This window comes from Scytonema hofmannii PCC 7110 (genome assembly GCF_000346485.2).
GTDB classification, from domain to species: domain Bacteria; phylum Cyanobacteriota; class Cyanobacteriia; order Cyanobacteriales; family Nostocaceae; genus Scytonema; species Scytonema hofmannii.
Genome location: NZ_KQ976354.1, coordinates 11,337,860 through 11,359,135, shown reverse-complemented (window position 1 = coordinate 11,359,135; position 21,276 = coordinate 11,337,860). Strand labels below are relative to the sequence as shown.

Below are 21,276 nucleotides of genomic sequence, written 5' to 3'. Positions count from 1 at the left end.
TTATTTATCCCGATGTATGTGGACATAAGGATACCAAAACTTATTCCATTATGGTTTGGTAAAATTTGATGGTCAATACTAAGATGTTCAACTTGGCTTCAAATATCCTAAAAATTAACGATTGTTTACAAGTCTGTTCTTAGGGGAAAATACGGAGCCTTAGAAACTCAGTATTTTTACATACTGGGTTGAGCGAGCTTATAATCCCATTACTTTCCATTTCAACGCGCTGTTGTTGCTGAGAATCAAGCAAACGTGTTTCTGGATCGTGTAGTTTGTTTAGCATGCTATGAATAGCTTCATAGGTTGCTTGCTGATATAAATTCTGACTCAGTTGTTTTGGCTAAAACTGCTTTTAGTGCAGCTGGATGTCAATACGTTCAGTTTTTTCTGTCAATCTTGATTTGTTAAATATACCTTAGAACTTATATCTAAAGCAAACTCAAGTGGGATTGGTGAACCGACTTCTTGGTTGCTGCGATTAATTTGAAAAGAAAGCGATCGCACTTGAGACAGATGCAACTCAAAAGTATTAGCAAGTTTCCCCCTAATCTTAGGTTGAAAGTGACTCACAGGAAGTTTCACCCTTGTCCATTCTGTCCCAACAACAAACTCTTGCTCAAATGTGAGGGTACCAGGACTTTGCTCTTCTTGGTCATCTTTTATTTTTAACGTATAAACGACTTTAGGAGCTTGAGACTTAGCATAAAACTCAATGTACTTATATCCTGTTAAGTCTAAAAAGACAGGTGTTTCTATAAATGCAAACCCCACAAGTCCTTCATTCCCAGAGATAGTAGCAAGTGTACCCTGAAATTGCAATTCATTACCTGCATCAAGGAATGTCGCCTCACTGCTACCAACTGATGGTCTTTCTGTTTTATCAGTCTTGACTACCCAAGGAGCCTCAATAGTTAATAGGGCTTGTTTGGGGTCTTCAAAATTGCTGTTTTCTGCGCTTGCTTTAGTAGAGTTTATCAAAGTCAAAAAAATTCCTGCAACAACTAACTTTTTTATTATGTTAGGATTTTTTGGCAATGAGAGGAATGGAAATGCGATCGGAGCCTCCACGAAGGCATTCCCAAGCTCCGCCTGGGAACGAGATATGAGATAGGCGGAGCCTGGGAACGAGGTAGACCGAGGTAGGGGGTCAGATTTATGGTTCTATAATCCCATTACTGCCCGATAATGTGCTTCAATTTGGGCAACGGTTTGAGATTTACGATTTGCATGCCATTGACTGTGGTTGAACAACTGCTGTCGTAACTCCTCAACGTTAATATTGGTGACTTGTCCATCAGCAACGATCTGCTTGCCATTTACCCATATACTATGTACAACGTTGGTAGGACGACCGAGAATTAATAAGCCAATGGGATCTGTACGTGGTAAGAGCGATAAGCTGGTGAGATCGTACAATACCAAATCGGCTTTCTTACCTACAGCGATCGCACCCAGTGTATCTGCTACATTCAGTCCTTTTGCACCGCCTAAGGATGCCATTTCTACTGACTGACGGGGTGTAATCCAGTGCTGGTAATCTAAATCTGTAACGTTATGTAATATGGAACCTATTTTGATTGCTTCCAGTAAGTCTTGGGAGTCGTTGCTAGAAGCTCCATCGCAACCAAAAGATACGTTTACCCCAGCTTGACGGTATTTTAAAATAGGAGCAATGCCACTGCCCAAACGCAGGTTACTTAAAGGATTGTGTACAACTGTGGATTTTGTTTTGGCAAGGATCGCAATGTCATCGTCTGTGAGGTGGACGCAATGGGCTAATGTGGTGCGATAGTCTAGGTAACCAATGCGCTTTAAGTGCTCGACAGCAGTACAACCGTATTTTTCTCGGGCGAGTTTTTCTTGTGCTTTGGTTTCCAGTAAGTGGGAGTGACGGCAAAGATTGTAGCGATCGCTTAACTCACTACACCCCTCAAACAAAGCATCGGAACACAATTGTATTCCTGTAGGAGCAACGAGAATATTCATCCCCTCATCCGGACGGTGAAACTGTCTGACAGCTTCTTCTATGAGTTCTAATGTTGCTGTGGTTGAGCGAAAGTAGGGATCGTGTGTTTGCTCGGTTTCCCCAGATGGTATACCCGCCGTCAGGGATTCATCTTGAATGAGGGGTGCAACAAAGGCGCGGATACCAACTTCTCGATAAGCGCGAACAGCCGTTGCAATTGTTTCTAACTCTTGTCCTGGAATAAGTATGAGATGATCGACTACACTTGTACCACCCGATAATAGAGTTTCTACTGCCGTACTGAGAGCAGTTAAGTAAACTTTTTCTGTATCGAGAGGTGCAAAATCATACAGTTCTGCCAGCCATAATTCTAATGGTAAAGGTGGAATGGCTCCTCGTTGCCACATTTCTGAGGAGTGAGTGTGGGCATTGACGAATCCCGGTAGTAGTAATTTATTCTCACCGTTAACTGCACTACCAACAACTTCTAAATGAGGTGCTACCTTAGCTATAGTTCCGTCTATAACTTGCACGTCTACGGTGACATAATCATCATCAGTGGCAATCGAGACATTCTGGATAGTGAAGTTCACCATATTTAACCTTGATTAAGTAATCGAACCTTGGGAGGATTTTCACGTTACAAAATAAGCAATGGTTTCGGATGTCGCAATGTTATGAATGTACCTCTTCGGAATTTAGGAATTGCACCAAACGCATGGGCTGTCAACCAGACGTTTGCAGACATTACTCGTCCTCCCCAACCCCCACAACCCGTTATCTTACCAACAGAAACTAAAACTCTGCGCCTTGACTTGGCAAAAACTGCCATTCTCGTCGTTGATATGCAAAACGACTTTTGTCACCCTGATGGTTGGTTGGCGCATATCGGTGTAGACGTTACCCCAGCACGCAAACCTATTGAACCGTTGCAAACTTTATTGCCTGCACTTCGGGAAAAAGGTGTTCCAGTCATCTGGTTGAATTGGGGCAATCGTCCCGACTTACTTAATATTAGTGCCAACGTACTTCACGTTTACAATCCTACAGGGGAAGGTGTTGGATTGGGCGATCCCTTACCTAGCAATGGCGCTCCAGTTCTGATGGCGGGTAGTTGGGCGGCGGCGGTAGTGGATGAATTGGAACAATTACCTCAAGACATTCGAGTCGATAAATACCGCATGAGTGGTTTTTGGGATACTCCCTTAGATAGTATCTTAAAGAACCTAGGTAGAAATACCCTATTATTTACAGGTGTTAATGCCGATCAGTGTGTCATGCTAACCCTATGTGATGCCAATTTCTTGGGTTATGACTGCCTGTTAATCAAAGACTGTACCGCCACAACTTCTCCTGATTACTGTTGGTTGGCAACACTGTACAACGTCAAGCAGTGCTTTGGCTTTGTCACTGATTCCGAATCTATTTTAACAGCACTGAATAACCTCAATAACCAAGGAGGATAAATAAATGCGTGCTACTCGTTGTGTCATTCCTGTCGTTAAGTCTCCGAAAGATTACCAAGCTTATCGGATTAGTCCTAACGACTCAAATCGATTAGCGATCGTCTTCGATCCAGCTAGCGCCAATACTTCCTTAACATGTTGTGTAGAAATTTTTGATGTTGGTGGCAAAACCCCCCCCAACCGCCATCAAATGGCAGTAGAAATGTTTTTTGTTCTGAAAGGGGAAGGAGTCGCCATGTGTGATGGCAAAACTGTTCCCATTAAAGCCGGAGATAGTTTATTAGTTCCACCTACAGGGACTCATATGATTAAGAATACAGGTTCCAGTCGCTTGTATACGTTGACTGTTATGGTTCCCAATGAGGATTTTGCCGAACTAATTCGCAGTGGTACACCAGTGACATTAGATGAGGAAGATATGTCAGTACTTGGTAGAGTAGACACTTTAGCACTATGAAGTAGACATTAAGAAGAGCGTAGGTTGGGTTGAGGAACGAAACCCAACATTTAATCGAATTATTGGGTATTAATTCGTTCTACTCAACCTACACAAGATATTTGGCGATTTAAGATTTACTTTATAAATGACCTCTTATATCATGTCCGCTTATATACCCTGAATAAAGCTCACGCAAAGACGCAAAGGCGCTAAGAAATTACGAAACTTTTCCGCATGGTTATGCTACAGGACTAGATATTAGATATGTGTTACTAACTCAATGGCTAAAGATGTTTTTCATGATACAGTTAGGAAAGGTTGAGAAAAAGAGGGTTGGCTGATTACAGATGAGCCACTGAGAATTCAGGTGGGTGGTGTTAATATGGAAATTGACTTGGGAGCAGAAAAAATTATCGCCGCAGAACGTGGAGAGGAAAAAATTTCTGTTGAAATTAAAAGTTTTCTCGGCACATCAAATATTTCAGAATTTCATACTGCTATAGGGCAAATTATTAACTATAGAGTTAATAATTTACGCTCCAGTGAGTGAGGTAATTTTAGAATGGAAAAACTAGAACTTTATCGCACTTATATAAAACAACTATTAAGCGATTATGCCAGTCTCAGCCCATTAGATGGAGAAGCTGAAACTGAACTGATTTTCGATACTGAGCGCGATTGCTATCAAGTTGTTCATACAGGATGGAAGAATCGACGACCCATGTATGGTTGTGTTTTGCATCTAGATATTAAAGGTGAGAAAATTTGGATACACCATGATGGCACAGAAATTGGTATTGCTGATGAGTTGGTAAAGTTGGGAGTCCCGAAATCAGATATTGTTTTAGCATTTCATGAACCTTTAGTGAGACAATATACTGGGTTTGCAGTGGGTTAAAAAGCAAATTTTGATGGTGGATAAAATTAAGAGTCGAATATATGTGGAGGTGATAGCTATGACCCAAGCCATACCTAAATTACTAACCCATGAGGAATTTATGGACTGGTATCCCAACAACGGGGTACAGTACGAGCTGCATAAAGGAGTGATTGTTGAGATGGCACCGCCAACTGGAGCTCATGAAAAAGTTATCGCATTTTTATCACGCAAACTGACTGTGGAGTTCGACCGACTCAACTTACCTTACGGAATTCCTAAAACTGCATTTGTAAAAACTCCTGACGCCGAGTCTACTTACTCACCCGATATATTGTTACTAAATCTTGACAATCTCATCAACGAACCTCTTTTTGAAAAACAGTCAACGGTTACTCAAGCAGTATCTGTACCCTTAGTAGTCGAAGTTATTAGTACTAATTGGCGGGATGATTACTACGACAAGTTTGGAGACTACGAAGAAATGGGTATACCTGAGTTCTGGATTGCAGATTATGCAGCACTAGGGGGTAAAAAGTTTATTGGAGACCCGAAACAGCCGACTTTCTCAGTATGTCAACTTGTTGGAGATGAGTACCAAGTTACCAAATTTACAGGTAATGATTTAATTATTTCTCCCACCTTTCCTAACCTCAAACTCACCGCACAGCAAGTTTTTGATTCGGCTTTGTAAATTTTTCCTGCCTGCAACAGGCTTAAGATTCTTCTTGTTCCAGGATGGCGGGAATATCACGACTGCCATGAATGATACGTACTACTGTTAGTAATTCTTCTGTTACTTAGTAAAAAATTAGAGACTTTTCAAAACCTTTAACACCCCATTTACGTAAGCCCTGCAAACGAGGAGTATTCACATAATAAATACTGCCCAAACCGGGCGTCTGCGCTAACTTGGCGATAGTGTTTCGCGTTGCGTCAAAAAAACGTAAAGCCGCATCTGGGTTATTTTGGGCAATGTAGTTAAACAAATCATCAATATCAAGATTTGCTTTGGGAGTGATGAAAATCCGCAGTGTCATGGTTTTTCTTGGTGCAAGCGCTGCATCAGTTCTTCGCGTTTGTTGTCCCACCACTCCTCGCTCACTTCAATTGGTTCGCCACTGTCTAAACCTTCCAGTAAAAGACTTTCTAAACGTTTGCGTTCAACATTTTCTTGTTCTTGGCGAATCAAATGGTGAATATACTCAGTTGCTGTATCATAACCTTTTTGTTTGACTTGTTCTTCTACAAATGCCCGCATTGAATCAGGTAGCGAGATGTTCAGGGTAGTCATATCGTAGGAAGGGATAGTAATGGTCTTATTATTTTGACATTTTTTGCCAATTTTCTGCTATCCAGAAGCAATGCTAGAAGAACGTCGGGTGGAGAAGTATATTTAGTGAGAGTCCTGACGCGATCGTACTGAGCGATAGTGAATTAATTTTTTTGATAAACCGCAGAGGACGCAGAGGACGCAGAGGAAAGAGAGAGCAGAGAATGGTCATTTTTCCCTAATTCAACTAACTGACGTGTTTCGGAATGTAATGAGACTGTAAGTGGTGACAAGCGAGAGTCGTCCTCGCGGGCTGTAAAAGGAATGTACAGCGTAGCAATCTCTCTATTGTTCTGTGTGTCCTTACCTCCGCCTTGGCTTAATACCATTGCGGCTAAAACTAGAGTTGCTCCAACCAAACCGCGAACTCCAAGTGTCTCACCAAGTAGTAGAAACGAGATAACGGCTGAGAACACTGGATCGAGTGTGTAAAATAGGGCTGCTTCTTGAGCGGAAACCCAGCGCTGGCTCATTGTCTCTATCAAGACGGTGGCAGCAGTGGCAATTAGACCAAGGTAAAGAACTGCACTTAAGTTTGTACTGATTGCGTGGATTTGTCCAACTAGTTCGGGTGCTGCCCAAAGCATACCAAGCACTGCTATAACTAAGACCTGAACGGCGGTAAGTGAAAGGGTTGGGTGGCGGTGTGTAACTTTTTCAAGAATCAGGATGTAGACGGCGTAGATGAATGCATTACCGAACAACAAGAAATCACCCATGCTGAACTGTCCGCTTTCCCATGACATGACTCCAATGCCAGTTATGGCAACGATCGCCGCCAACAAAGTTTTCAGCAGTACGCGCTGACCGATCGCCAAACCCAAAAGCGGTACTATCACAACGGTCAGGCTACTAACAAATGCCGCCCGATTTGCGTGTACCGTCTCAAGTGCCATTGTTTGGGTAGCAAAGGAGGCGAAGAGTACCAGTCCTAAGATAAATCCGTCGCGGATTAATTTAGCATTCAGGCGGCGCAAGTATGGAGCTAATACTACTGCAGCTACAACAAAGCGGCTTGCGAGTATTGCAGAGGGTGAAAGACTAGCGATGGCATTTTTAATCAGTGGAAATGTTGTCCCCCAGATTAAGGATGCGGCAACTAGCAGGATGACACCAAGAGAGTGCAAGCCTTTTTGTGTAGATCGATCGCAGTCATTTAATAGTGTCATGTTAAAGTTAGAAACTTGTAGAAATTTTCTCGATTGTTTGATGAACTTTGATGGACATAATGTCTCAGTGATGTGTCATATGAATGGAGCTAAGGACGATATGGTAGTCATTTCACTCTCACCAGTTCGACCTCTTTGATGACTTATTGCTTTGGCAAAAAAGAAGAGAATACATAAGATTTGCTTGAAAACTGTATATTTAATTTCTATTTCATCATAAATTTTGTATCACTTGCTACGCAATTTTATCTATTAAGAAGCAGAGGTTGTGGCGAGCATTAATATCCCTCTGGTAGAGAATTTATAGTAAAAGCGATCGATGATTTGGTAGAGGCACTGAGTCACGTAAAATGATAGCAACAGAAAAACCTGGTATCTTTTGCAAAACTAAGTTTCTCAGTATTGAACTGATTTTAGGTTGACTTACTCCACTATTCAAAATGTATAAAGTCCTCCCCAAACAAACTTCATCGGTGTTAATGCGCGATGGCATACGACTTGATGCGGACGTATACCGTCCCGATGCAGAAGGAGAATTTCCCGTACTGTTGATGCGACAACCTTATGGAAGAGCGATCGCATCCACGGTTGTTTATGCCCATCCCACTTGGTATGCGGCTCATGGGTATATTGTTGTTATTCAGGATGTACGGGGAAGAGGGACATCAGAAGGAGAATTTCAGCTGTTTACCCATGAAATTGAAGATGGCGAAGACTCAGTAAACTGGGCGGCAAAACTACCAGGGAGTACGGGTGAAGTTGGGATGTATGGTTTCTCTTACCAAGGAATGACGCAACTCTATGCGGCGGCTACCAAACCACAAGCGTTAAAAACCATTTGCCCTGCGATGATTGGTTACGATTTATATACAGATTGGGCGTATGAAGGCGGTGCATTCTGCTTGGAGAGCAATCTTTCCTGGGCAATTCAGCTAGCCACGGAAACAGCCCGTTTGCGAAAGGACGAAAAAGCCTACCATGCTTTGCGTGCTGCTTATCGCAATCTACCTTTGTACGATCGCAACCCCACTCTTCCAGAAGTTTTACAGAATTTTGCCCCTGACTCGTTTTATCACGATTGGTTAGCTCATTCTCAACCCGATGAATACTGGGAAAAACTTTCACCCAAAACCTACTTCCAAAATGTTGATTTGCCTATGTTCCATATTGGGGGGTGGTTTGATACTTACTTACGCGGTACGATGCATTTATATAAGGATATGGCAGCACGGAGTCAATATCGCCAACAACTGCTAGTAGGACCTTGGGCGCATTTGCCTTGGGGTCGCAGAGTTGGTGCTGTTGATTTTGGTATTGATGCAGCCAGCCCTGTAGATGAAATGCAAATCCGGTGGTTTGACCAATTTCTCAAAGGTATAGATACGGGGTTGCTAGAGGAACCGCCTGTTTGCTTGTTTGAAATGGGTAGCGATCGCTGGCGCAAATTTGATAGTTTTCCCGATACAACACATAAAAATTACTATTTGTCAAGCCAAGGACTCAGTAGCATTCGAGAAAATTCCGGAATTCTCACCAATTATCATTCCCCACTCCCTACTCCCTACTCCCCACTCCCCAGTTCTGACGTTCTAGTTCATGACCCTTGGCGACCGGTTCCATCCCTGGGGGGTCATGCAGCAATGGGTGCGGGTTCCTTTGAGCGATCGCACATTGATTGTCGTTCTGATGTTCTCACTTATACGAGTGAAGTGTTAGAAGAAGATTTGTATTTGGTTGGCGATATTATTGTTGAAGTTTGGTGTAGTGCGGATAAACCCAGTTACGATTTATGTGCGGTGCTGTCACAAGTGTATTCTGAAGGACGGGTTTACAACGTGACTCAAGGCTATCTTCGTTGTGATGGTAGCAACTTTACCAAAAGAAAAATTCAATTGCAGACTACCTGTGTCAGAATTGCCAGAGGAAACTCCTTCCGCTTGAGTTTGAGTGCAGCCTGTTTCCCTGCATACGCGATGAATCCCGGTAATGGATCGTCATTGGGGATGGAGGCGGAAGTTATTACATTGATGGTAAGTTGTGGGGGAGAGACGCGATTGCAAATCTTCCTACCACTAAACCTAAGTTATGTGTATTTATATACCGTCAGATCTTCATCAAATTCCTTATCGGTTGTTCCTAGTACTTAGGCTAGAACTGATTGATAAGGTGTAGGTTGGGTTGAGCGAAGTGCGAATCTCGTTTCATAACCAACGCTCGAAATTATTCGTGTTCGATATATCTTACTATTTATGGGAGACCTTGGATGATTACACAGAGAGTGAACTCATGAAAATAGGCATAAATCGACAGTTTCGCTTAGCAGTTCGTCCTGTTGGCAATATCAAAGAAAGTGATTTTGAGTACCTTGAACAACCAATTCCCAGTCCAAGTGATGGTGAGGTGCTAGTACGTACCATATATCTTTCGCTAGATCCTACTAATCGCATTTGGATGAGCGATATGCCACAGTATATGCCTCCCGTAGAAATTGGACACGTCATGCGCGGTGTTGTTATAGGTGTGGTAGAAGAGTCTAAAAATCCTAATTTTCAACAAGGGGATCTGGTTTCTGGTGTGCTTGGCTGGCAGGATTATGCGATTGCTCTTGGAAATACTGGAAAAGGAATCACAAAACTACCCCATCCTCTGCCTGCACCACTCACTGCATTTACCGGACCGCTTGGATTTACTGGTTATACGGCATATTTTGGGCTTTTAGACATAGGACAGCCCAAAGCAGGGGAAACTGTGGTGGTGTCAGCAGCCTCAGGTGCAGTTGGTTCTGTTGCTGGACAAATTGCCAAGATTAAGGGCTGCCGAGTCGTTGGTATAACTGGGTCGGATGAAAAATGTCAGTGCCTGACACAAGAGCTTGGTTTTGATGAGGCTATTAACTATAAAACAGAGGATTTGGAAACAGCGCTTGCGCGATCGTGTCCTAATGGAATCGATGTGTATTTCGATAATGTTGGCGGTTCTATCCTAGATGCTGTTTTAACCAAAGTTAATTTGCATGCACGTATTCCTGTATGCGGTTTGATTTCAACTTACAATGCAACAGAGCCTGTTCCCGGTCCGTATAATTTCAGCCAAATTTTAATGAAGCGAGTGCGCCTCGAAGGGTTTATTATCCTCGATTATTATCCTCAATTATCTCTTGCTATAAGAGATCTTGGACAATGGCTCAACGAAGGTAAACTTAAATATGCTGTTGAAATTGTCGAGGGTTTGGAAAATGCCCCATCAGCCATTCTAAAACTGTTTGATGGCAATAAAAAGGGAAAACTGGTCGTTAAAGTTTCAGAGGAACCTACATTCTAGTTGTCAAGCTAGCAGAAACCCTATTGATGACGTTGTATTGTTTCATTGAGCGTTACATAGCCTTGAAACAACTTCACTACCATCCTTGACAAATTAGCTTAGATAAATTATTTGACCGATTTTTCTGACGCTCGCCCGTTAAGTAAATAGGAGCATTTTATAACAGTGGGCATTATATTGATTAAGTCACGATTCGGATCGCGCTGACTACAATGTCTTTTAAGAAACGCTAAAAATACTATGCTACCCTCTGTATTTAAAACCTGTATTCCTAGAGAAGAAATTTTAGCTGGAGATATTTCCCCTGACTTGTTTGCAGCTAAACTGCGGCTAGTTGTGTTCGGGAAAGCACCTCAAGTGTACCAAGACCCTACAACCTTCTTTAGCAATACTTTTGCCACCGATGGGTTAAAAACTCTAATTTCAGAGGTTTTTGGGCGGTTGATGGGTGCGGTTGTGGGTTCGCCAATTATTCGGTTGGAAACTAGTTTTGGCGGTGGTAAAACTCACGATGAAATTGCTTTGTGGCATATTGCCAAACACGGACGTTCCATACCTGGACTAGATCGCTTTGCTGATTTATGTTTAATTCCAGACTATCCAATTCAGGCGGCTGCGATCGCATGCCAAGATCTAGACCCAGTAAATGGTGTATACCATGAAGATACAGGGATAACTACATACACACTTTGGGGTGAAATTGCTTATCAGATTAATGGTATAGAAGGCTACAGCTTGCTTAAAGGTTCTGATGAAAAGCGAGTCAGCCCTGGTACAGTCGTTTTAGAAAGAATCATTCAAGGTCAGCCTACTCTCATTATTCTTGATGAAATTGCCAGATATCTGCGAGCGGCAAAAGCCACTTTAGTAGGTAAAAGCAATTTAGCTCAACAAGTTGTTGCGTTTTTGTTCTCCTTAATGGATTTGGCAGCAGCTAGTAATAATTTAGTGTTTGTTTATACTTTAGCCTCTGCCACTGACAGTTTTGGTGACGAAACCACCGAAATCCGCGAAACCATTTCCACCTCAGCCCGTCAAGAGCGTATTCTTAAACCCAGTACCGATCTTGAAATTTACAATATTGTCAAACAGAGGTTGTTCAGCAGTATTGATGCTAACGCTGCTAAAAGCGTGAAGAGTGAATATTTACAAACTTATAAAGCGAGTCGCATCAATTTACCTGACGGCTGTAAGGATACACGGTACGCTGATAGCATTGAAGCAAGTTATCCCTTCCATCCCGAATTATTTAATCTTCTAACAAAAAAAATTGCCTCCATTCCAAACTTCCAACGGACTAGAGGTGCTTTGCGATTGTTCGCTAGAGTGATACGTTATTTGTGGGAAGATACGACTCAATGGACGCCCCTGATTCATCTCCATCACATTCCCATTGGTATTGAAGAAGAAATTACTAGCGATTTAACCTCACGTTTAGAACGCCATTTAATGCGAATGACTGCTATCCCGGCAGATATTTATAATGCAAATGGTAGAGAAGCGCACGCTCAGTTACAAGATGGAGAATGGAAAGCGGCGGGTAAGCCTCCTTTTTCCACTTGGGTAGCACGTACCATTTTCTTGCACTCTATCAACCAAGGGATAGCAGCTGGTATTCGTCGGGCTGAACTCAATTTAGCACTGCTGACACCAGGGTTAGAAATTGGCTTTGTTGATACAGTCTTGGAAAGGCTAAGTGCTGTTGCTTGGTACTTGGAAAACGATCCAATAACTTCCATTGCTCGTTTCAAAGAAGAACCATCACTTAACAAAATTATTGCCGAAGAAAAAGCACAAATTGGGATTGCTGAGGCGAAGGATGAGTTACGCAACCGCCGCGATACTATCTTTGCTGATAAATTCTTTAAGCTTGTGGCTGCGCCAGAGTCACCTACAGATGTGGATGATGTTGCAGATGCGATCGCTTTATGTTTGATTGATTTCCAAGAAGCAACAATTTCCACGACAACCGAAGGTCCTCCACCTATAATTGAGCGAATTTTTAACAACACAGGTGAAGCAGGAAAGTTTCGGATTTTTAGAAATCGCTTGTTATTCCTAGTCGCTAATAAGCAAGAATTAGACAGAGCGATCGATAATGTAAGAGAATATCGCGCCATCCTAAATATCCTCAATTCTCCCAACCGCTTGCAAGATTTGTCAGAAAGTCAGCAGCAACAACTCAAACAGAGGAAAGGGGACTTTGATTTAAAAGTACGAATATCTTTAACGAATGCCTACCGTCATTTATTCTACCCAGCTAATGACCCAGTTAAAGCGCCTAAAGAGTTGATGCACTACACACTTCCAGCACAAGATTCCAGTGAAGTGAAGGGTAAGAATAATCAGCAAGATGTTATTTTAAAAGCGCTAAGAGATTGTCAGAAAATTCGTGCTGAAGATGCACCAGCATACGCACCTGCTTATATTTTGCAAAAAGTGTGGTTACCTGGTTTAGACCATTGGACAACAAAAGCGCTGCGAGAAGCTTTTGCTAAAGATCGAGGTTTAAATATACTCCTAGATGCTGAAGTGTCAAAGTTGCGAGATACTATCCGTCAAGGTTTGCTTTTGGGAAGCTGGGATATGAAGGTAGGAGAACGGGTTTATATTAAAACTGATGATGGCAAGTTTACCCTACCTGACACCATAGAATTTTCTGACAGGATGGTGCTTTACCGCCGGGGCATTTTAGAACTGCCAAAACCACGAGAAATTGAACTCGATGCCCAAATTATGCCCAGTACTGATTCTTCTAAGCCAGTGCGGGTAAGGTGGAGAGCATCAGGGGCGTTAGCCATTCAGCTTTATCAAGATGGAAATTCTATAGCCAGAGAATTTCTTCCGAGTGACGAGTATGAGACTACCATCACCAAAACCACAACTTTTAAAATCTTAGTTGATTACGGTAATGGTGATGTAGAAGAGAGGGAAACTCAAGCGAAGCTACTGATTTACGGTACAGGAGGTTCATCTCGTATACCCAGTGCAGCCGAACCGATAGGTATATTTGATGTCAAACGAGAAGAATTGGAGTTGGATGGGACGCCAAATGCAGTGTTTAATCAATTAAGCGATCGCATCCTTGACGACAAAATCCAAGGAATTAAATCATTGGAACTTACTGTTGCACAAGTGATGGATTACCGCAAGCTGATGACGACTTTACCCTTGTTGGGGAAATTCTCCCTACAAATTAACCAAACAGCGACAATTAACGCAGGCGAACAATTCGTCAGGTTAGAATATCAAGGTCCGGTGAGGGGGTTTAACAGTTTCCAAGCTGCTGTCAATGCTTTGCTGGGTAGTCCGGATGTGAGAGCTGATGTGTCACTGAAGCTAAAATTTGAATTTTCGGCAACAGTGCAACCAGATGGCACAGAAATCAGTACTATCAAACAAGCCCTAAATCGTAACCCGGTTGAGAGGCTATCGTTGACGGCGAAAGTAACTTACTGAGATGCAAGAGTTCCAATTGCGAGTGGTTCCTACAGATAATAATAATTTTGCCCTTGAGTTGTACCAGTGTGCTTATAAAAAAGCTGGAGAAAAAAAGCGTCCTTCTGCCAAGCGCATTGGGCGTTTAAAGGGTAATGCTTTGGTGCAGGCGAAACAGGCAATTTATGATTGTTTGAAAGCTAATAATTATGACCCCAAAACTTTAAAGAGCGCTCGGCAAAGTCCTTATATCTTAAGTGAAGAATCTGGAGTGAATTTAGCTTTACTGTTTCAAACTTTACAACCCCTGTCTAAACCAGAGCGAATTGCTAATATTACTAAAGGAATTACTGCTATGAGTAATGAAGAATCGCACTACTGGTTTGCTAAGATTAGTAATGGGAAACGTTCTCAGGCTTTGAGGGCAATTCGGGTGTTACTAGGGGAATAACTTTGTTAGGAGATTTTAACAATGCCAACTCCAAGAGAAGTGTTTGAAAATCCTGAATGGTATTGGAGTTTACTTACACTTGACTCTGACGTTAAATTTGAAGACCAATATTTTGACCGAAAAGAAGTAGGTCAACCAGAACAGCATGGCGGAGTTAGTAAAAGTCAAGTTAATGCTCTTGTAGAGCAAGTACGAGAGTGTGTTTCTGCATTCGCTAATGCAAATAAAGCAGGCGGACTTCTAGTAATAGGAATTTCTACAAAAGGGCAGGCACGGGGAATTGACAATTTAACAGAAGACCAGAGAAACAGAGTTACAAACATCAATGATATGTTGGTTAATCAGTATGCTGAAGTTAAATTATGTGATTATCAAGAGACGTCTGGTTATCCTTGCAAAATATGTTTAATTTATGTTCCTTATACTAAAGATGGAATTTGTGAAACTCCGGGTTATTCGCCCAAATCTTGGATGAGAAAGGGTGTTCAGAATGTTCCGCTCAGCGACCAACAACGCGAGTCGTTACGACGTGACAAAAGAATTATTGATTACGAACAAACTTACTGTTGTTCTTATAAGCCTGAAGATGTGGATCGAGGTACGCTGGATGTTTTTCGCCAAGTCTATTTAGATGAAGCTACTTATGAGTTTAGTGATGAAGAGTTGCTATATCATGCTGGCGCTTTAGATAAAGATAGTTCAGGGAACTACTTTTTTACCAAAGTAGGGTTCCTCTTCTTTGCATCAAATCCACAAAGAGTTTTACCTTCTTCATACATCCGTCTGCTAAGGTTTGAAACTAATGTTAATGAAGAACGTGGCTTACCAACGTTTGAAAGAAACTTCAGTGGTTCAATTACGAAGCAGATACGAGATATACGGACTTTCTTTCAAGAATCAGGTTTTTTCAAAGCTTATTCAAAGCGAAACCCTCAAGGTGGTGGATTTATTGAGGAACCAGAGTATCCTCACATCGCAGTTGACGAAGCAATTGTTAACGCTGTAGCTCATAGAGATTACGCTATGAGTATCCCAATTGAATGTGAGTATTACAAAGATGCTTTTGTAGTTTGTAATTCGGGGCGAATTATTCAGAGAGATAAAGATGTACCTGCTCATTTTTCACTTGATGATACTGTACTAATCTCAACACCACGCAATCCTAAATTGATTGAGTGGCTTAAGTTAATGAGAGATCAGCGAGGTATTGCTTTCGTAAGGGCATTGAGTGAAGGTACTAAGCGTATGTATAAAGAAATGCAAGCTTTGAACTTGCCTTCTCCAGATTATAGAGTGAGTGATGCACAAACTAAAGTCACTTTATTTAGTAGAGCGGCTGAACGCGAGGCATTACTTCAAGCTGATTCTACGCTTCAAGTCACTGAATATGCAAACTTGTTTCCTCTATATATTACTATTGAAAATGGTAAAGAAGTTGATGCTGAATACCTAAAACAGCGGCAGGGAGATATTACTTCTTCTCTAAAAGATGCTCTAGTAGCTCACGGATGGTATATCGATAGCTCGAAATTTGGCAAGATAATAGCTCACCGAAAACAATCTAATTTTCAGCTATCAAAGGAAGTTTGTCAAATTGTTAGGCTTTATCCAGCATATTCATTTCAGCTACGCCACTACTGGGGAAAGTCCTACCTCTGCATTGATTACACACTTGAAGTAAAAAATATTTGTTCAATAGAAAAACTGCTAACCCTATTTCAACCCAACGAACTAGTAAGTAGAACAGCTGTGGCTCAGTGGAACGGCAAAGGATGGTATCTTGGTAAGATTACTTCAGTAAATCATGAATGGAGTAATGTATACCTATTTGATTTTGATAAGGAAGAGCAGGTTGCTAGCAGTAAAGTTATTCCAAATCTTTCTAGAGAGTTAATTGAGCAAGTGCTACGTAAGCGCAAAATTCGTTTTGAACTTCCTCAAGCCATCAAAAAGTATAGTCTTGCACTGGAGCCTAACGCAGCTCGCACACGCGCTGAAAGAACGAGAGCGACTGCTGAAGATATAGCAAAAACAATATTTCCTTTGCTTACTAATCAGATGACAGTACTGCTGCAACCTACTCCAGTTCCCTTATTTCGGCAAGGCACAATTGGCTCAAAACTTCTAGTGCGTTCCCTCTCTGAACCAACAGTTGAGTTTAATCATGGTCGCTCTTCAGCAGATATTCGGGATGGCATCACAAGATTTGGAGCCTTTGGTAATTCTCCCAAAATTATTGAAATCGTACCAATTTGTACATCAGAATTACGTACAAACATGGTCAATTTGATTGAGAGACTAAAAACTGGTAAATACAAATACCGTGGTTCAGAAAAAACTTTCAGCACACGCTTTACTTATAGCTCGATTGTGACCATTCCTTCCTCTGATTTGGCTTTAGATGAATGTAGGCGATTACTAAAAGAAAATCCAAATTGGATTAGTAACAAGCATCTCAATCGTATATTTCTGGTACATACTCCAGAGCAAGGCTATGCATCTGATGATGAAGTTTCGCCCTATTATCGAATTAAGCGGTTATTGTTTGAAAATGGAATTCCTTGTCAGATGGTTGATACACCGATTCTCCATAATCCAGATTGGAAAGATTTAAACCTATCTTTGAACATCATCGCTAAATGTGGTGTTACCCCGTGGGTACTTCCGGACGCACTCCCTGATGCAGATTTCTTTATTGGTCTTTCTTATACTCAAAGTAGGCGGCAAGGTTCAGAACGACTTATGGGTTACGCTAATGTTTTCAGTGAGTATGGGAGGTGGGAGTTTTACTCTGGTAATACAGAAACTTTTGCTTACAATGAACGCACTCAGTATTTTCAAACATTAATCGAACAAACTCTAGAACGCCTAAATTTGCAAGAGACTCCACATATATACTTTCATTATTCAGCAAAATTTTCTCGTGAAGATCGTGCTGCAATCTTGAGTGCTGCTCGTAAGATTAAACCTCAAGGTGTTTACTCATTTGTCTGGATCAACACTCACCATAATGTCAGGCTTTATGATAGTCGAGTTGAAACCGATGGCAGCCTGAGTCGTGGTAGTTATGTTATTGCATCTCCCAACCAAATCTATCTTTCTACAACAGGACATAACCCCTATCGCAAAGTGCTTGGGACACCTCAAACACTTGAAATAAACATCTGGACATACCACCCAGAGAATGCGCCGAAATCTCTACCGGACTTGAAGGCATTGGCGGTTCAGATTCTGAGTTTGACTAAACTCAACTGGGCTTCTACTGACTCGTTATGTGCTGTACCTATTACAACTAAATATGCAAGTAACATTGCCTACTTAACAGATGCTTTCCTCCGCCAAGGTTCGACCTTTCAACTAAATAAAGTTTTGGAGGAAACACCTTGGTTCCTGTGAGAATTGTTGTATTAGAGATTTAAATCAAATTCTAGATATTTTATTTTGCAGTATTAATATATGACTAATCCTAACCCAAAACGTCCCTATTTATTTATAGAAAAAATGATGCCCGTGCAAATATTAAACGAGCAAGTTTATTATGAACACGGGGGAAACCCTTTTAAAGGGCTGCATCGTTGGTATTCCCGCAAGCCGTTATCATTTAGTCGCGCCAGTGTTTTGGCTTCGTTGTTACCAGCAGACCTCACAATGGAAGAGTTTGAATATTTGCTGGGGTTGGAACCAGGGAAGGAGATAAAACTTTACAAAACGCCGCCGAGTTCGACAAGAATTAAGAAGGTGCAGGATTATTGCGAAAAAGTTTGGGGAACTCTCACACCCACTGTGTTAGATGCGTTTGCAGGTGGTGGAAGTATTCCGTTTGAAGCAGCGAGATATGGGTTAAATGTGCTGGCTTCTGATTTGAATCCCGTAGCGGTGGTGACAATGAAAGCCGCAATGGAATATCCGTTGAAGTTTGGTCCCGATTTGCAACAAGATATTGATAAATGGGTGAAGTGGGTTGGGGATGAAGCCGAGAAAAGGTTGGGTGAGTTTTTCCCTTCTTTACCAGGGGAAACGGTGCAAAATTATTTATGGGCGCATACAGTTGTTTGTCCAAGTTGTGAGTCTGTTGTTCCGTTAAGTCCAAATTGGTGGTTATATAAACGTCCAGAAAAGCAGAATTTACATAAATGGTGTGCGGTGAAGCCAATTCCTAATCTAGATAATAAGCGGATTGATTTTGAATTAGTTAAGGGTAGAAAAGGTAAGGGGACAACGATTCAAACAGATGATGGGGAATATGACCCTGATACGACAATTACCATTAGCAGAGGCGTAGGTAGATGTCCTAATTGTTCATCAGTAATTGAAAATGACTTAATTTACGAACAGGGTAGGTTAGGAATAATGAGCCATCAACTTTATGCTGTTGCCTATCGAAGAGGAGATAGAAATTTAGAATTTAGACTACCACAAGATATAGATTTTGAAGCTGTACATAAAACGAAAGATTATTTAGAAAAAAACTTAACGCACTGGCAAAATTTAGGAATTATTCCAGATATTGAAATTCCCTATGGTCATCAATTTGCTGAAAGAAGTTCTTTGTTACAGCAAGGTATAGATAGATGGGATAAAGTATGTAATCCACGCCAAATTGTAACGCTTGTGACATATGTGGAAATTATAAATGAAGCTAAAAAATTTATTCAAGAGGAACATGAATCAGAAAAAGCTGATGCTATTTTGGCTTACTTGGCTTTAGTATTTGATAGATGCGTTGATACAAATTGTAGGTTATCAACCTGGGATTCATCAAGGGCTGGTTCAAAAAGAGCTACAACGCAACATGCATTAAATTTGATTTGGAATTACCCTGAGATAACTGGCAACGGTGAACTTTGGAATTCATGTGTTGATGTTTTTGCATCAGATTATGTAAGTCTTTGTGCTTTATTCGGAACCATACCAGGTTCAACAGGTATCCCCGGAATTGAAGAACAACACGACTCAAAATCTATCCAAATCGACGCAGCATCAGCCGATAACTTAACTCACATCCCTGATAACTCAGTCGATGCGATCGTCACAGATCCACCCTACTACGCTACTATCCAATACGCTGAACTTTCAGATTTTTTCTACGTCTGGCTAAAACGCACTTTGGGCGACATCTTCCCTGAATTATTTTACCTAGAACTCACCGACAAAGACCGCGAAGCCGTTGCTAACCCTTCCCGCTTCCGCAACATGGGAGATAACCCCGAAAAACTTGCCAACCAGGATTATGAAGCAAAAATGGCGATGGCGTTCGCCGAATACCACCGCGTGTTGCGTGATGACGGTGTGATGACGGTGCAATTTAACCACAAAGACTCCGGCGCGTGGGATGTTCTCGCAAAGTCCTTGATTGATGCTGGTTTCGAGATTACCGCATCTTGGGCTGTCAGTACCGAAAACCCCCAAAACTTGCACCAAGCACAGAAAAACGCGGTTTCCAGTACCGTACTTTTAGTATGTCGCAAACGCGATCGCCAAGCTGAACAAGCTTGGTGGGATGATGTCCGTATTGCCATTAGAAATATAGTTTTTGAGAAAGCCCCAGATATTGAAAAATCCTTAACCGAAGATTCACGTCCCGCAGCCGATCGCATTGCAGATCCACGTCGTCGTATCAAACCTCCCGGTATTGACTTGTGCTTAACCGCTTATGGTTGTGCTTTAAGCGTCTTCACTAGGTATAGTTGCGTCCTCGACAGTGCAGGAAACCAACTCGAACCCAAAGCAGCATTTGAGGAAGTGCGCCAAGCGATTGTTGAGTACCGACTGCAAAACTTGTTAGAAGGTAAAGACTTCAACGGTATCGACCCCTTAACTCAATGGTACATCTTGGCGTGGGATACTTTTGAAGCAAGGGAGTTTCCTTTTGATGAAGCAAGACAACTCGCTTTAGCAGTCGGCGGTTTTGATGTTTCCGATTTAGTAAAAAAACATAAATTACTCGATTCTGCTAGCGGTTACTGTAAATTACTCACACCACAGCAACGTCTCAAAAAACGCGCCTTCTCTGTCATCGACCACGAATTTTCTGCTCGATACTTAGTTGATGGGCTTCACGCAATTATTGCCCTTTATCTAGAAGAAGGAAATACAGAAGCAGTGCGGAGGTTTATGAAAACTACAGGTTTAGTCAGCAATGATTTATTTATGCGAACATTTGAGGTTGCCTTGAAAGTCATTCCCAGGATTGGGGATGAAAAGAAGCGCATTCCTGAAGAAAAAGCGTTATTAGATTTGTGGCTAGCAATGGATGAAATTAAAGCCAAAGTTTCTTACGTGCAATCTGAGTTACCGTTAAGTTATGGGCAAATGAGTTTAGATTTATTTGCTGACAGTTCACAGGTTTTTGATGACTGAAACTAAAAATTACAGTCAACCGTCAACCATTAACAGAAGGAGCGACGTAATTTATGGGTTGCTGACTTTATAGCCTTGCTGGTTGCAGAATTAAAGAACGTGTAGTATCATCGCAAACTATACTCCTAAAACTCTGTAACTTACACTAACGCTAAAATTGATGAAAAACAACTAGCAATTATTGGAGAAATATGGAAATGAAAGTTAGAGGAATAAAACGCGGTCAAACCATTGAACTCTTACAAGACGTTAGTGTTCCTGATGGGACAGAAGTCATGGTTGAAATTCGTGAAGCTCACTTGATAAGTGATGAAGAAAGATTGCATAAGCTAAAAGAGTTTTTTGAAACAGATTGGGAAGGCAAGGAAGATTTTATCAAAACAATGGAAGAATTAGAAAAAGAGAAGAATGCAGAATGGCAAAGACTGTATGGGCAATCCTCATAAATAGAGG

The 21,276-nt window shown here is 41.5% G+C and carries 16 protein-coding genes and 1 pseudogene; 12 read left to right on the top strand and 5 right to left on the bottom strand.

Features of this window, described 5'->3' with window-relative positions; genetic code table 11:
* Positions 1 to 393 precede the first annotated feature (393 nt).
* The gene (locus WA1_RS47780) at positions 394 to 987 is read right to left on the bottom strand and encodes a CIA30 family protein (RefSeq protein WP_158516787.1); all 594 of its coding nucleotides are present in this window, start codon (positions 985 to 987) and stop codon (positions 394 to 396) included.
* A 177-nt stretch (positions 988 to 1,164) separates the two neighbouring features.
* A complete protein-coding gene (locus WA1_RS47775) occupies positions 1,165 to 2,562 on the bottom strand; it encodes an amidohydrolase (protein ID WP_026135115.1) in 1,398 nt (465 codons plus the stop codon).
* A gap of 84 nt (positions 2,563 to 2,646) precedes the next feature.
* On the opposite strand from WA1_RS47775, the gene WA1_RS47770 reads away from it, so the two are divergent.
* The 5 genes and pseudogenes from WA1_RS47770 to WA1_RS47750 all read left to right on the top strand — a co-directional run bounded on the left by WA1_RS47770 (position 2,647) and on the right by WA1_RS47750 (position 5,445).
* Positions 2,647 to 3,435 (top strand): cysteine hydrolase family protein, encoded by a 789-nt coding sequence (locus WA1_RS47770; RefSeq protein WP_017747464.1) that lies wholly within the window; start codon positions 2,647 to 2,649, stop codon positions 3,433 to 3,435.
* A 4-nt stretch (positions 3,436 to 3,439) separates the two neighbouring features.
* Complete coding sequence (locus WA1_RS47765; protein ID WP_017747465.1) at positions 3,440 to 3,892, top strand: cupin domain-containing protein; 453 nt, start codon at positions 3,440 to 3,442, stop codon at positions 3,890 to 3,892.
* A gap of 262 nt (positions 3,893 to 4,154) precedes the next feature.
* Positions 4,155 to 4,397, top strand: a pseudogene (locus tag WA1_RS47760) (element excision factor XisH family protein); the annotation flags it as partial.
* A 39-nt stretch (positions 4,398 to 4,436) separates the two neighbouring features.
* Positions 4,437 to 4,772 (top strand): XisI protein, encoded by a 336-nt coding sequence (locus WA1_RS47755; RefSeq protein ID WP_017747467.1) that lies wholly within the window; start codon positions 4,437 to 4,439, stop codon positions 4,770 to 4,772.
* A gap of 58 nt (positions 4,773 to 4,830) precedes the next feature.
* Complete coding sequence (locus WA1_RS47750) at positions 4,831 to 5,445, top strand: Uma2 family endonuclease (protein ID WP_026135116.1); 615 nt, start codon at positions 4,831 to 4,833, stop codon at positions 5,443 to 5,445.
* 106 nt (positions 5,446 to 5,551) lie between these two features.
* On the opposite strand, the gene WA1_RS47745 is transcribed toward WA1_RS47750, so the two are convergent.
* The 3 genes from WA1_RS47745 to WA1_RS47735 form a co-directional block, all read right to left on the bottom strand.
* Positions 5,552 to 5,791, bottom strand: coding sequence for a type II toxin-antitoxin system RelE/ParE family toxin (locus WA1_RS47745; protein WP_017747469.1), 240 nt, complete (start codon positions 5,789 to 5,791; stop codon positions 5,552 to 5,554).
* Positions 5,788 to 6,045: a ribbon-helix-helix domain-containing protein gene (locus WA1_RS47740; protein WP_026135117.1), complete on the bottom strand. Its 258-nt coding sequence runs from the start codon at positions 6,043 to 6,045 to the stop codon at positions 5,788 to 5,790. Before WA1_RS47740 ends, WA1_RS47745 begins: the two co-directional genes overlap by 4 nt.
* 143 nt (positions 6,046 to 6,188) lie before the next feature.
* Positions 6,189 to 7,253, bottom strand: a complete 1,065-nt coding sequence (locus WA1_RS47735; protein ID WP_017747471.1) for a DMT family transporter — start codon at positions 7,251 to 7,253, stop codon at positions 6,189 to 6,191.
* Positions 7,254 to 7,693: 440 nt separating this feature from the next.
* Between WA1_RS47735 and WA1_RS47730 the strand changes: the two genes are divergently transcribed.
* The 7 genes from WA1_RS47730 to WA1_RS47700 all read left to right on the top strand — a co-directional run bounded on the left by WA1_RS47730 (position 7,694) and on the right by WA1_RS47700 (position 21,269).
* On the top strand, positions 7,694 to 9,400 hold the full coding sequence (locus tag WA1_RS47730) for a CocE/NonD family hydrolase (RefSeq protein WP_081403093.1): 1,707 nt from the start codon (positions 7,694 to 7,696) through the stop codon (positions 9,398 to 9,400).
* A gap of 139 nt (positions 9,401 to 9,539) precedes the next feature.
* A complete protein-coding gene (locus tag WA1_RS47725) occupies positions 9,540 to 10,574 on the top strand; it encodes an NADP-dependent oxidoreductase (protein WP_017747473.1) in 1,035 nt (344 codons plus the stop codon).
* Between the two features lie 240 nt (positions 10,575 to 10,814).
* On the top strand, positions 10,815 to 14,033 hold the full coding sequence (locus WA1_RS47720; protein WP_017747474.1) for an ATP-binding protein: 3,219 nt from the start codon (positions 10,815 to 10,817) through the stop codon (positions 14,031 to 14,033).
* Position 14,034: 1 nt separating this feature from the next.
* A complete protein-coding gene (locus tag WA1_RS47715) occupies positions 14,035 to 14,463 on the top strand; it encodes a DUF7680 family protein (protein WP_017747475.1) in 429 nt (142 codons plus the stop codon).
* Positions 14,464 to 14,484: 21 nt separating this feature from the next.
* A complete protein-coding gene (locus WA1_RS47710) occupies positions 14,485 to 17,859 on the top strand; it encodes an RNA-binding domain-containing protein (RefSeq protein WP_017747476.1) in 3,375 nt (1,124 codons plus the stop codon).
* Positions 17,860 to 17,919: 60 nt separating this feature from the next.
* Entirely contained in the window at positions 17,920 to 20,823 is a 2,904-nt protein-coding gene (locus WA1_RS47705) for a DUF1156 domain-containing protein (protein ID WP_017747477.1), read from the top strand.
* 191 nt (positions 20,824 to 21,014) lie between these two features.
* A complete protein-coding gene (locus tag WA1_RS47700) occupies positions 21,015 to 21,269 on the top strand; it encodes a hypothetical protein (protein ID WP_017747478.1) in 255 nt (84 codons plus the stop codon).
* The last annotated feature ends 7 nt before the right edge of the window (positions 21,270 to 21,276 follow it).